The 13,227-nt window shown below is 41.6% G+C and carries 13 protein-coding genes; 6 read left to right on the top strand and 7 right to left on the bottom strand.

Annotated features, from left to right (window positions below):
* The first annotated feature begins 5 nt into the window (after positions 1–5).
* The 4 genes from JNG37_RS00515 to JNG37_RS00500 all read left to right on the top strand — a co-directional run bounded on the left by JNG37_RS00515 (position 6) and on the right by JNG37_RS00500 (position 3,237).
* Complete coding sequence (locus JNG37_RS00515) at positions 6–911, top strand: hypothetical protein (RefSeq protein ID WP_158454668.1); 906 nt, start codon at positions 6–8, stop codon at positions 909–911.
* 213 nt (positions 912–1,124) lie between these two features.
* Positions 1,125–1,445, top strand: coding sequence for a hypothetical protein (locus tag JNG37_RS00510; RefSeq protein ID WP_158454670.1), 321 nt, complete (start codon positions 1,125–1,127; stop codon positions 1,443–1,445).
* A gap of 290 nt (positions 1,446–1,735) precedes the next feature.
* A complete protein-coding gene (locus tag JNG37_RS00505) occupies positions 1,736–2,203 on the top strand; it encodes an 8-oxo-dGTP diphosphatase (protein WP_158454672.1) in 468 nt (155 codons plus the stop codon).
* 218 nt (positions 2,204–2,421) lie between these two features.
* On the top strand, positions 2,422–3,237 hold the full coding sequence (locus tag JNG37_RS00500) for a transporter substrate-binding domain-containing protein (RefSeq protein ID WP_238336207.1): 816 nt from the start codon (positions 2,422–2,424) through the stop codon (positions 3,235–3,237).
* 104 nt (positions 3,238–3,341) lie between these two features.
* Here the strand turns inward: JNG37_RS00500 and JNG37_RS00495 are convergent, their stop codons facing one another.
* Genes JNG37_RS00495 through JNG37_RS00485 form a run of 3 tightly spaced genes read right to left on the bottom strand, consistent with a single transcriptional unit; the run spans position 3,342 to position 6,322 of the window.
* The gene (locus JNG37_RS00495) at positions 3,342–4,214 is read right to left on the bottom strand and encodes a hypothetical protein (protein ID WP_158454674.1); all 873 of its coding nucleotides are present in this window, start codon (positions 4,212–4,214) and stop codon (positions 3,342–3,344) included.
* The gene (locus JNG37_RS00490; RefSeq protein WP_238336206.1) at positions 4,211–5,089 is read right to left on the bottom strand and encodes an ABC transporter ATP-binding protein; all 879 of its coding nucleotides are present in this window, start codon (positions 5,087–5,089) and stop codon (positions 4,211–4,213) included. The genes JNG37_RS00495 and JNG37_RS00490 overlap by 4 nt, the downstream gene beginning before the upstream one ends.
* Positions 5,090–6,322 carry a hypothetical protein gene (locus JNG37_RS00485; RefSeq protein WP_158454676.1) on the bottom strand — a complete coding sequence of 411 codons (1,233 nt, stop codon included), beginning with the start codon at positions 6,320–6,322 and terminating at the stop codon, positions 5,090–5,092. It abuts the gene before it with no gap.
* A gap of 58 nt (positions 6,323–6,380) precedes the next feature.
* On the opposite strand from JNG37_RS00485, the gene JNG37_RS00480 reads away from it, so the two are divergent.
* Positions 6,381–6,524 carry a hypothetical protein gene (locus tag JNG37_RS00480; RefSeq protein ID WP_187321591.1) on the top strand — a complete coding sequence of 48 codons (144 nt, stop codon included), beginning with the start codon at positions 6,381–6,383 and terminating at the stop codon, positions 6,522–6,524.
* Between the two features lie 82 nt (positions 6,525–6,606).
* On the top strand, positions 6,607–7,413 hold the full coding sequence (locus JNG37_RS00475) for an ABC transporter substrate-binding protein (RefSeq protein ID WP_158455328.1): 807 nt from the start codon (positions 6,607–6,609) through the stop codon (positions 7,411–7,413).
* Between the two features lie 37 nt (positions 7,414–7,450).
* Here the strand turns inward: JNG37_RS00475 and glgB are convergent, their stop codons facing one another.
* From glgB to JNG37_RS00455, 4 genes are all read right to left on the bottom strand, one after another.
* Positions 7,451–9,307, bottom strand: a complete 1,857-nt coding sequence (gene glgB / locus JNG37_RS00470; protein WP_158454678.1) for a 1,4-alpha-glucan branching protein GlgB — start codon at positions 9,305–9,307, stop codon at positions 7,451–7,453.
* A gap of 201 nt (positions 9,308–9,508) precedes the next feature.
* A complete protein-coding gene (gene glgA, locus JNG37_RS00465) occupies positions 9,509–10,954 on the bottom strand; it encodes a glycogen synthase GlgA (RefSeq protein WP_158454680.1) in 1,446 nt (481 codons plus the stop codon).
* Between the two features lie 13 nt (positions 10,955–10,967).
* Complete coding sequence (gene glgD, locus JNG37_RS00460) at positions 10,968–12,083, bottom strand: glucose-1-phosphate adenylyltransferase subunit GlgD (protein WP_158454682.1); 1,116 nt, start codon at positions 12,081–12,083, stop codon at positions 10,968–10,970.
* 12 nt (positions 12,084–12,095) lie between these two features.
* On the bottom strand, positions 12,096–13,223 hold the full coding sequence (locus JNG37_RS00455) for a glucose-1-phosphate adenylyltransferase (protein ID WP_158454684.1): 1,128 nt from the start codon (positions 13,221–13,223) through the stop codon (positions 12,096–12,098).
* Positions 13,224–13,227 lie beyond the last annotated feature (4 nt).

Raw genomic sequence — 13,227 nt, 5'->3', positions numbered from 1 at the left:
ATCTTATGATATTACTAACAAATCATCGCCTGAGAGTCGAGATTTCTGAACCAGGCGAACGGCCAAATGATACCTTTCGCTTTGACCGTGCGGGCTTTATTTCAGATGTTACCTTAGACGGAGATACGCATTTTGGTGCCAATGAACCGATGAATTTACGGCATTTATCATCGGGTGGAAGAGGGCTTTGCTGCGAGTTTTCTGGGGATTTTGCTGCGGGTGCCCAGATTGGCGACTACTTTCCCAAATTGGGTGTCGGCTTGATCAAGCAAGATAGTGATCTGGGCTACCAATTTGCCCATAAGTACGATGAGGTCATTCCTTATCCTGTTACCTTTACCCAGACGGAAACCTCTGCTACATTTTTCACGGAAGCTGTCCCTTGCATGGGTATTGCTGCGGAGGTTGAGAAGACCATTCGGATTGAGGACAATATCCTTATTCTAGAAGCGACTATTACTAATGTCGGAGAAAAGGCATTTGAAACGGAAGAATATTGCCATAATTTCCTCAGTATTGACGGTATGGCAATCTCACCTGATTACCGTTTGGACTTGCCAGATATGAATGACCTGGGGCAGGAACGTCTCGAAGGTTTTGGTAGCTATGACCATAACAATTTTATAGCGGACGGCAAGGCCATTGCTTTTGAAAAATGCGAGACCGATGTTTCGCTCAGTGTTCTTAGCACGGACAAGGCGAACCTCGGTGAGACCTTTACCTGGAAACTCAGCCATAAGGGAGCGCAAGCGAGTGTGACTGGGATTGACCATGTCAAACCGACCAGCCTGCTCCTTTGGGCGACAGACCATATTGTCAGTCCAGAAATCATCCAGACCATCCGCCTCGCTCCAGGTCAGAGTCATACTTGGTCACGTCGCTGGATTTTCGAAGCCAACCCTCGTTGGTAAGGAAAATTAAGAGGAAGTGGGAAGGACTCAATCAACCACTGCACTGAGATGTTGACACGAACTCTAAGAAGCGAGGCTAGAGTTTTTGCCCTTCCTTATGGCTATGTAGGCAAAAATACAATTTCAAATAAAAACCAGAAAATATGCATAAAGGAAATTGTGTTGTCAAGTTGAGATTCCTAATATATTTGATTGATAATGGAGGTATTTAAAATGAATTCTGAATTTAGAAAAAAGGTTTGCGAAGCGGTATCAAATTTTGATTCAAGTTTTCGCGAGATGGGACTGTCACAGATCACCTATTCACGGGCATATCATTTACTAGATAAGATAAAGTCGGAAGTTAATAATGAGAGTATTAATGGCGTTGCCTTTAATTTGAAGATTCGTTACTTTTATGATTACTTTTGTCGAGAGTTGATGCCTGGTGGAATTGTTCTTTCTGAACAAGCACAGAAAGATTTTTCGGATATTTCTGACTTAGCAAATGCACCGGAGTTACTGAGAGACATTCATAGTCCTATTGGCTTTTAAGTTCAATTAGCTACTAATGTTGTTAGGTTTGTGTTACCTCTCAGTTCCTTGTCTGAAAGGTAATTCATAGGACTATATCATGTCTTTACTAGCAAAATTTTACCTACCTTTGGTTGAAATTTTGTGATAATATTTTGAATAAATGCATGTAGCCAAAAATGTTACATGCATTTATTCACGTATTCAGCATGAGTCTAGGCTAGTCTACCTTGGCTTTTTTTGATAATATAGAGTATAAAGCAGGTAAGTTAATCTGTTATCATGGTGCGGAGTTGAGAAAGGGAGTTAGAATGTCTAGAAAAGAAACAGTTACTTTGACCAATATGTGCCTGATTGAGGATAAGAATGGCAAGGTCCTTGTACAAATTCGTGATCCCAAGCGCTATCGCTGGTCGGGAGCTGCCTTTCCCGGAGGACATGTTGAAGAAGGGGAGAATTTCCACGATTCAGTGGTCCGTGAGGTTCAGGAAGAAACTGGCTTGGTTATTCACAAGGCCAGTCTAGTAGGTATTAAGCATTGGCCTGATCAGGATGGCCATCGCTACATGGTCTTGCTCTACAAGGCGACTGACTTTTCTGGGCAGATTCGCTCCTCAGAAGAAGGTGAGGTTTTGTGGGTGGACAAGGCAGAGCTAGCAAATATGGACCTAGCCTATGACCTGCTTGAAGTCCTCAAAGTCATGGATAGCCCTGATTTGTCGGAATTTTTTTATACCCAAAAAGATGATAAGGGAAAGTGGGATAAGAATTATCGTTAAGAAACAGGTTTCAAACCGGTTTCTTTTTTATTTTTTTCAAAAAATAGAAAATGAATAAAAATTCACTTTCTTGTTGACAAATGTATAAAAATAAATTACACTGAGAACAACTTTTGTTAAGAAAGGTGAAAATATGGGAATTATAGGTTTTAAAGCCCGATGGGCTATCAAATGAAGTAGGTATAAATATACGTTTTTTGAACAGAAGGAGAATAAGTATGAATTTGAAAAAGATTGTAATGGCAAGTTTTACAGCAGTAGCTGCGATGATCTTAGTAGCTTGTGGGAGTTCTGCAACTGATACTGTAGACACATCTCTGTCAAAAATTGAGGAAAAAGGCAGTCTGGTTGTGGCCTTGAGTCCTGAATTTGCACCTTTTGAATTTAAGACCTTGGTGGATGGAAAAGATACCTTGGTTGGAGCAGATATCGAATTGGCGAAGGTTATCGGTGAGGAACTGGGTGTGGAAGTTGAATTTTCAGCAATGAGTTTTGATAATGTCTTAACCAGTGTTCAAAACGGAAAAGCAGATATTGCGATTTCTGGAATATCAGCCACTGAAGAACGGGCAAAGGTATTTGACTTCTCTCTCCCTTATTACACCTCGACAAATAAAATTATCATCAACAAGGCGGATGTGAATGAATTTACCGATCTTGATTCCTTAGCAACAGCCAGCTTTGGGACACAAAAAGGTTCCATTCAAGAGCAAATAGCCAAAGAGAAATTTACTTCAGCTACCATCATCTCCCTAACGTCAAATGGGGAGCTGGTCAATCAGCTCAAGTCACAACAATTAGATGCGGTCCTATTTGAAGAACCAATTGCTAAGGCCTATGTTGCCAAAAATGATGATTTGATGCTTCTTGATGTCGAAGTAACAAGTAGCTATTCAGATGCCTATGCTATTGCCATGCCAAAAGGAAGTGTAGCCTTGAAGGAAAAAATTGATGCCGTTGTGAAGGACTTAGTTGAATCTGGTAAAATGGATCAATTTGTTCAAGAAGCATATGATCTTTCTATTCAGCAATAAATCTTAATACTAAGCGTTCAATATACAGTGAAACTCCTAGAATTCTAGGAGTTTTTTGATGATAGAATGATAATTTTAGAGTGGTAGAAGGGGAGGTCTGAAGCTTAGCTTTTTCTTGAAAGAAGTAGCCATTGTGCCACTAGTTTGATTATCAAAGTCGAGCTGAACAAGATTGCAAAGAAATAACCTGAGAATACCATCAATTGTTTCCAAACAGGCTGGCTGGTTAAGCCTGGTTGTAGTATGGGATAGTCTAGTTGGAAGCTAAAGGAAAATAGACGAGAAGAAATATATAAGCTTATCAATAAGCAAGTGAACCAAGCCAGTCCTAGGACCAAGCAGGTCAAACTGAGATGGGTAGAGTAGGTAGCCGGGCTAATTTGATTCATGATTAAAAAACTGCGGCGGTGTTTGCGGTCGGAAATGACCAACCAAAGGGCATGAGCAATAAGCAGCAAGGGGAATATGTAATAAAGAGATGGAAAGAGATTGCTTAATAACAAGTAGAAATCCTTGGGAGCTTTCTGATAGCGATGGATTTTGTTCCTGCTGACCAGTTCGCCGAGAAGGAAGGTTTCTTCCTGAAGTTGGTTCAGGGTAAAACCGTATACTTGCTGTCCTGCTTGTTTCCAAGTCAGTAGTTGCCTGTATAGTTCCAATTGTAGGCGGACTACCGTTTGACTTTTTCCTTCCAGGTGTTCTTTTTCTAGGTAATCTGCCGATAATTGCATCACTGTTCGGTAGTGATTTTCCATCTCAGCTGTCCAATCTTTCTTCGCTCGATTTTCTGGCAAGAGGGCTTGGCTACTTTCCTTGTTTAAACGAATTAGTTCTTGTCGTTCTTCCTGAGCCAACTGGTCGACTTGAAAAAGGGTGCGATAAGATAGCCCAAAAACGAGTCCACTGATGGCTAAGAAGGAGATTAGCAGGATATGATGACGCAGCAAACGTCGTAGAAAAAACGGAAACAAGCTCATTCTTTTTTCTCCTCTCCGAAAATTTCTGTATAGAGCCGCTCAGCTTGACCTTGAACAGGATGGATAGAGAGTAATTGGATTGGGAGACTTGTCAGGGCCCGCATTACCTGATCAAGACTGATTTCATGACTATCGATTTGTATCAGATTGTCTTTCAAGTAGAGGGGAAAAGTCTTTGAAAGAGCCTGAAAAGCTAACTGATTGTCACTAGTATCAATTTGATAAACCTGCTCTACTGTCGATAAGCTTCGTTCAATTAATTTACCATTTTTCAAAAAAAGGAGCTGGTCAGTCAGTTGATCCACTTCGTTGAGGTGATGAGAGGAGACGATGATTGTTGATCCATTTTTTGCCATTTTTAGCAGTAAATTCCGGGTTTGGATATAGCTGGCTGGGTCGAGTCCATTGAGTGGTTCATCCAAGAGGATCAGTTCAGGCTCAATCATGATTCCAAGAGCCAGCAAGAGGTGTTGCTTCATACCTAGTGAGTAGGATTTGACAGGTCGATGGACATAGTCTGCAATTCCGATTTCTTCAATGACCTGTGCAGTTCGTTCTTTATCCAAGCCTTGTGCCTTTTGAACGAATTTTAAATGCTCTAAGCCAGTTAATTCAGGGTAGAGAATGCGGTTGTCTTGTAAGTAAGCAAACTTTTGATAGATTTTTCGATCGGTATTTGGCAGTCCCAGAATGTCAATGCTACCTTGGTCGGGTGTTTGGAGGTTGGCGATGCAGTCCAATAAGGTTGTTTTTCCTGCCCCGTTTGGACCGATAAGCGCCCAAATCCCTGGTCGGTCAATTTCTAGAGACAATTGATCTAGAATGGTACGTTTTCCATAGGTTTTTGATAGATTGTGAATGGCTAATTTCATCATTTAAACCTCCCTAGTATCGTGAGTGAGACTGAAATAGAGTAGTCCATAGACCAAGCAACTTGCAATAGAAAGAACAAGGTAGGCATGGGAGAAAGAGAAATGCTGATTATTGGTATGAACCAGCAGGCTGCCATCTGCTATAGCGCCAGCATTCCAAAGGGCAAAAGGATTTAAAGGATGCTGGATCCAAGATCCTCCGAGAGCAAAACCCAAGGTCAATAGACAGCCAGCCAAGGGACTTTTTGTCACATGTGTCACCAATTGAGCCAAACCGAGGATTAAAAAGAGATAGAGAAGCTCAAGCCCAAAACTGATCAAAACTGCCTGATAAATCGGCTTGATGATTAGTTCCACCTGGGAATGAGGGACAAAGGTATCGGCTCCATTTGGGATATAGTGAGTGATAGGGTAGGACCAGCTAGAGGCGCCATTTACCAGAAAAATGATTGAATAGTGAAGAGAATAAACAGTCAGATAAGAGAAAAGGAAGAGTCCAAGAAAGGCAAGGGCCTTGTGACTAATGATGGTTCGAGGTGACAAGCCCACAGTTTTTAGGAAGCGCCGTTGCCGATTGAGCCCTGTTTGATCTTTTGTATAAAAATCAGCAAAGAGCAGAAGAAAAAGTGGAAGTAGGTAGAGAATTCCCCAACCTTTCAAGCTAAACCAAATCTGATGACTAGTACCTTTTAGAGCCTGCTTGCCCAGACGATAGATCAATTCCCTGTCAGCCTCAGTCTCAAACTGATCAAATTCGGTCAGGAAATAATCGACAGGAAAGGCAGTAGGTAGTTGGTGCTCTTTTAGATAGCGGGAAACTGCAACAGTATTTTCAATCGTTTGGCTAGGAATATCATAACTATCATAGTTACTGGAGACATAAGCACCATCTCTCAAGAGATTCTGAATATTTTTCGTGTAAAAATAATTCCAATCTTCCTTTTCAACGGCTTCCAGTTCCATTTTGTAGGTATCTAAATAGCCCTCAATAAACTCTTTTTCCTCTTGATAGCTAGCCTCATCAATTAGCTCTTGTTGGTAGGCTGCCTCGATTTCATCCCCAAGATGCTCGAATCTGGAAAGGAATTGCTGGTAGTATTGAACCTTTTCTTCTTTTGCTACCTGATGGTTGTAGGAGAAATAAAGGGATTGGCCCAAAAGCAGAACGCCTAGAAGAAACAGGAGGAAAACAAGTTTTTTCTGTCTAAAGAATTGTTTGAGTTCGATTTCTAGCATGTCTTCTCCTTATATTTTTTTGTATTTGCAAGTATATTATATAATATACTAATTTTCTATGCAAGAAATCCTACTAGAAAAAGTTAAAAATAAAAAGAAAGTAAGCAATTTTGCAGGTTTTTATCCAGAAAAACTTGAATGTTTGCAAAAATATGCAAAAGAATTGAATAAAAATACAACAAATTTGTTGACAAGTGAATAAAATTCATTTACAATAGACTCATCCCTAAGAGATTGGATCTAGGGGGGAAGAAAAAGAAACAAAGGATTATGATAATATGGGAATTAAAAAATTTTTACTTGCAGCTACTACACTGGTAGCAGGTTTTAGCTTGGCAGCTTGCTCTTCATCGACTGATTCTAGTCAAACAACTCTTGAAAAAATTCAAGAAAAAGGGACCTTGGTAGTTGCAACCAGCCCAGACTATGCACCATTTGAATTCCAAACATTGGTAGATGGAAAAAACCAAGTGGTGGGAGCAGATATTCTCTTGGCACAAAAAATCGCTGATGAGTTGGGTGTTGAACTTGAAATCTCATCTATGAGTTTTGATAATGTCTTGTCAAGTGTACAATCAGGCAAGGTAGATATTGCTATTGCAGGTCTTTCTTATTCAGAAGAAAGAGCTCAGGTTTTCGATTTCTCTGAAAGCTACTATCAAATCGAAGATGTCTTGTTGATTCAACAATCAAACTTGGACAGCTATACTAGTCTAGATGCCTTATCAGGTAAAAACCTTGCGGTACAAAAAGGTTCAACTCAGGAAACCTATGCCAAAGCTGAGATGAGCATGGCAAATATCGTATCTTTAACTTTAATGGGTGAAGCAGTCAATGAATTGAAATCAGGTCAAGTAGAAGCAGTTTTGATGGACTCTCCTGTTGCAGCTGGTTATGTTTCACAGAACTCTGATCTTGCGGTTGCTAATATCAGCTTCCCAACAACGGATGAGAACTCAAAAGTTATTGCCATGCCAAAAGGAAGTGATGATTTGAAAGCAGCTATTGATGCGGTTATCAAAGAAGTCGTTGCTTCAGGCGAGTTTGAAACCTTCTTAGAAGAAGCAGCAACCTACACCGTTTCAGAATAACAAAATAAAAAAACTTGCCATGCAAGTTTTTTTATTTTTATTTGTCAGTCAAAGGAGCTACTTTGGCTTGCAAGTAATAGGTTGTCAAACGAGGGATGGTCAACTTAACACCAGTTTGGTCTGGATAGATGGTAAATGGCTCGATTGGAAGAGCGTTAGATGAGAATACAAGTTTGTATTCCCTATCAGCAGGCAGATCAAGCTGAACATCATAAAGGTCTTGGTCATTAAAATTATTGACAACTAGAATCTCTTGATCATCACTAGTCCGAGAAAAAGCATAGAGATTGGCTTCAGGATCAATCTTAACCCAGTTGAAGCCTTTTTCATAAGCCTTGTAGTCGTATTTCCAGAAGGCATCGTGTTTTCGATAGAAAGTTGCTAGTTCCTTCATCATCTGGTGGAAGGACTGGTGAACAGGGAAGTTTAACAAGGTCCAGTCCATTTCTGTGTACTCATGCCATTCACGGATATGGCCCCATTCATTGCCCATAAAGAGCAATTTTTTACCTGGATGAGCAAAATAATAGCTGTAATAGGCACGGGCAAGGTGGAACTTATCTTCATAGTTGCCATCCATCTTGTCAACGATGGAGAGTTTTCCGTGGACCACCTCATCGTGTGATAGTGGCAAAAGGAATTGCTCGGTTTGGTTGTAGTACATCCCGAAGGTCAATTCATTAGAATGGTGCTTGCGGTAGATAGACGGTCGCTCCATGAATTTTAGGGTATCGTTCATCCAACCCAGGTCCCATTTCATATCGAATCCGATACCACCTTGGTCGAGTGGATGAGTAACTCTCGGATAGCTGGATGAGTCTTCCGCAATCATGAGAACACCCTTGAATTCTTGATGAACGAGGGCATTGACCCGTTTGATAAATTCAACAGCGGAATGGTTGATTTTACTTTCTTCTGTTTCTCCACGCCAGTAGAGTAAGTAGGAGAGGGCATCGACACGGATTCCATCAAAATGAAATTCCTTGAGCCAATATTTGATATTGGAAAGGAGGAAGGAGCGTGTGAATCCCTTTCCTAAGTCAAAATTGGCAGTTCCCCACTGACGGTTTTCACGGTCGTGTTCCTCTGGGTATTCATACAACCAGCTGCCATCAAACTGGTAGAGGCCGTGAGCATCCTTGCAGAAATGTAGAGGAACCCAGTCTAGAATCACACCAATACCAGCTTGATGACATTGATCCACCAAGTATTTTAGTTCATCAGGCTTTCCGTAGCGACTAGTTGGACTGAAATAGCCAGTTACCTGGTAGCCCCAAGATGCATCAAGTGGATGTTCCATGACAGGCATGAGTTCGATATGGGTATAGCCGTGTTCTTTGACATAGTCAATCAAGAGCGGAGTGATTTCCTTGTAGGAATAAAAGGCTTCTGCAGGTGCCCCCGATTCGTTTTTATTTGCAAATTTCTGTTTCCATGAACCTAAATGAACCTCGTAGATGGAGACGGGTGCTTCTTTGAAGTTGTAATCAACGCGCTCATACATCCAGACATCATCTTTAAATTTATAGCGGCTGTTGTAGGTTAAGGAAGCGGTATCTGGCCGCAGTTGGCTAAAACGCGCAAAAGGGTCAGCCTTGTATAGTTCCCATCCCTGGTGGGTGACCAATAGATACTTATAGGATACCAAGGACTTGATATCTGGGACGTAGAGACCGAAAATTCCTTGACCCTGATTTTCCATCTGGTGGGTCCGTTGCCAGTCATTAAAATCTCCAATGACAAATACCTGGGCAGCATTTGGGGCATAGACTGTAAACTGGGTCCCCAAGATCTTGTTCCCTTTTTTGACAAAATGGGCACCGAATTTATCATGGAGGGAGCTATGCTCACCTGACTGCATGAGGTAGAGGTCGAAATCACTAAAATTGGTCATATATCTCCTTTCACAAAACCAGCCTAGCTGGCAGTTTGTCATTTTGGGAAAGCGTAAGTAGACGAATCCCACTTCCTGTTTGAATTTGGAAATTGAAAGTTCAGAGGGATGCTCTAATAGCTATACTTTTTCTAAAAACCTCCAACAACCAGTGTGATTGTTGAAGGTTTGTCTTTTTTCAAATGAACGATTAGAGGTTCTCTAGGCTGTAATTTCCTCGTAGAGCCAAATATATTTTTGGGCGGAAGCCTGCCAAGAAAAGTCTCTTGTCATGGCTTCTTTGACCATAGTTTCCCAATCGGCAGGACGAGTGTAATACGTTTCAAGGGCAAAATCATAGACTTGTTTCATGTTGTAGGCGTTCTTACCTCCGAAACTAAAGCCTGTTCCTTCCTTGGTTTCGATGTGGTATGGGGTTACAGTGTCAACCAAACCGCCTGTCTCACGAACTAAAGGTAGGGTTCCGTAGTGCATGGAAATGAGCTGACTGATTCCACATGGTTCAAACATAGACGGCATCAAGAAGAGGTCGCTTGCTGCATAGATTTGATGAGCAAGAGGCTCATTGTAGCCACGGTAGAAGGCAAATTTTTCAGGATAGGCATGCTTGAAGTGATGGAAGGCATTTTCAATGTCTGTTTCACCATTTCCTAGAATAACAAACTGCACCTGAGCCTGAAGGAGATGGCCAAGAACTTCTGTTAATAGATAGAATCCTTTTTGCCAGGTCAAGCGTGATACGATTCCGACCAAGATAACATTTTCGTCTTGTGGCAAGCCAAATTGAGCTTGGAGTGCGAGTTTGTTCTTTTTCTTATCGGAAAGGTTAGCGAGACCATAGTTCGCAACCAAGAGTTTATCTGTTTGACTGTCCCAACTATCGTAATCAATACCGTTGACAATACCGACGAGGTCATGGCGCCGAAGTTCTAGCACATGCTGCATATTTTCACCGAATTCTTCGGTCAGGATTTCACGAGCATAGGTCTCAGAAACAGTTGTCACCTTATCTGCATAGAGGATACCAAGCTTCATAAAGCTGATACAATCATCATGGAAGCGAGCAATGCCATCGAGATAGTAACTATAATTCATTCCCAAAGCAGACCAAAGGGCCTGTTTATGGAAAATACCTTGGAAGGCAAGATTATGGATGGTAAAGACGTGTTTGATGCGGCGGAATTCTTCGCGGTAACTATAGAAAGTTCGGCAGAGGAAGGGGATAGCCGCAGCATGCCAGTCATGGCTATGGATAACATCTGGGAAGAAGTGAAGGGCTTCCAAGAGTCGACAAGTCGCATGCTGGAAGAAGCCAAAGCGCATGGCATCATCGTCATAACCATATAGTTCATCCCGTTCAAAGAAATCACGGTGTTCGATGAAGTAGAAGGTTACTCCGTCAACTACCTGGCTATAGACATTGGCCATTGATTGGATATCGCCAGCCCGTACATCAAAACTAGAAACATAATCGAAATCAGCATGGTTGTTGATGGCGATTTTTTTATAGAGTGGAAGGACGACACGAACATCCAAGCCCTGATGAACCAGCTCTTTTGGTAGAGAACCAATTACATCGGCCAAGCCACCTGTTTTAATGAATGGCAGTCCCTCAGATGCGACAAAGAGAACGGATTTTTTTGTCATGGATACTCCTTATCTAGATGATCTGGTGAGCCTTTAAGTAGGCAGGTGAAGTCGTACTTCCTTTGATATCTGTTGGATGGATAATCTTAGTTGATTTATCGATAATGGCATTCTCAATGTTGGCGCCGCTCTTAATGGTCACACCATTCAAGATGATGGAGTTTTTGACAACAACACCTTCTTCGATGACAACATCCCGGTCGATTACAGAATTTTCGACTTGACCATTGATATTTGCACCGTTGGAAATCAAGCAACGTTTTACTTCAGCGAGTGGGCCATAAAGGCTTGGAGAACTGTCGCTTGTTTGTGTGTGGATTGGCCAATCGTGTTTAAACAAGAGTTTGCGCGTGTCTTGGTCAATCAATTCAATCTGAGTATTGAAGTAAGAAGAAACGGTATTGATACATGCAACAAAGTCACGGTGTGCATAGCCCATGATTTTGTACTGGTCCACCATATCGCGTAGAATATCTTTGAGCCAATAGAGAGAAGACACCTTGTTGGCACGTGTAATCAACTCGATAAAGGTAGTGCGTTTCATGATATAGGCTTCAAGTGATACGGGACGGTTTTTGTATTTGCCGTGGTTCTCTTCGAAGGCAATAACTCGTTTATCGTCACCGAATTTCAAGGTTTGACAACCAATAAAGTTTTCTTTGGCATCTGATACATTTTTATACAAGACGGTAATGTCTGCTCCTGTTGCCTGATGCTCATCCATTACCTTTGTAAAATCTTGGCTGTAGATAAAGTAAGAAGGTGCAATGAGGACGTACTCTTTGGTTGAATTTTCAATGTAGTGAATGTTTTCTGAAAAGGCATTGATATCGTGTTGGTAAACGGAATTTGGATCAGTCGCACTATTTAAAAGACGAAGTGAGCCACGTTTGCTGTTTATATTGTAGTGCTTACCAGTTCCTACGTGCTGGATAGTCGACCGCATTTTTGCAGGCATATAGACTTGGAATTCTGTGATTCCAGAGTTTGACATGTTTGAAAGTGGGAAGTCGATTAAACGATAGCGTCCCAAGAAACCGAAAGCTTGTACGCCGCGGTGGTCCATGACATCACCAAAATGAACATTGTTTCCTTCGATATTGACGATTCCGAGAGTATTTCTTAACATAAGCTTCCTTTCTTACTTGGTTACATTCTTATCAATGAGGAGAATTTGGTCTTCTGTTCCAGCTAGAGTAACGCCTGCAGCGATTTTGACATTTTCTGCGACGATGACATAGTCTAAAGAGGCGCCTTCACCAACGACAGCACCTGGAAGGAGAACAGAGTTTTTAACAACTGCTTCGTGCTCAACTTCAACATCAGTCGAAATCACAGAGTGTTCTACGTAGCCATCAATAATTGCACCCTTGTCGATATAGGCTGATTTGACAGTAGCAGAAGAACCAATTACTTGAGCAGGAGAACCCTTGTCCTCTGAATAAATACGCCAAGTACGGTCTGACAAATCTAGGTCTCCTGCATGATCAATCAAGTCCATGTTGGATTCCCAAAGGCTGTTGACTGTACCCACGTCTTTCCAGTAGCCACGGAATGGATGAGCAATCAACTTGCGGCCATCTGCTAAGTATTTAGGAATAATATCATGTCCAAAATCGTGAGAAGAAGTGTCCAATTTGTCGTCTTCTTGTAGGTATTTTTTCAACGTCTTCCAAGTGAAGATGTAGATACCCATCGAAGCTAGGTTGCTCTTTGGATTTTCTGGTTTTTCTTCGAATTCTTCAATGCGGTAATTTTCATCCGTGTTCATAATGCCGAAGCGAGATGCTTCTTTGAGTGGGACTTCAATGACCGCAATGGTTGCATCCGCCTTATTTTGAACGTGCGTATCAAGGAGTTTATCGTAATTCATCTTGTAGATGTGGTCACCAGAGAGAATCAAGACATACTCAGGATCATGAAGGTCGATAAAGTCGATGTTTTGTGTAATGGCATCAGCTGTACCCTTGTAGAGTCCAAAGCCTTCAATTTTTTCACTCGGTGGGAGGACAAAGACACCAGAACCCTGTACATCCAATCCCCAACGTTGGGATTGGGCAACATAAGAGTTGAGCAAAACTGGTTCATACTGGGTCAAGACACCAACGATATCAATACCAGAGTTTGCACAGTTACTGAGTGGGAAGTCGATGATGCGGTATTTACCACCGAATGCGACAGCAGGTTTGGCCACTTTCTTTGTCAAACCCTCTAGACGAGTACCTCGTCCACCAGCAAGAATCATAGCTAATAATTTATTTTGTGCCATGTCA

Source organism: Streptococcus suis (assembly GCF_016775005.1).
Lineage (GTDB): Bacteria > Bacillota > Bacilli > Lactobacillales > Streptococcaceae > Streptococcus > Streptococcus suivaginalis.
This window is presented reverse-complemented; position numbering and strand designations above follow the sequence as displayed.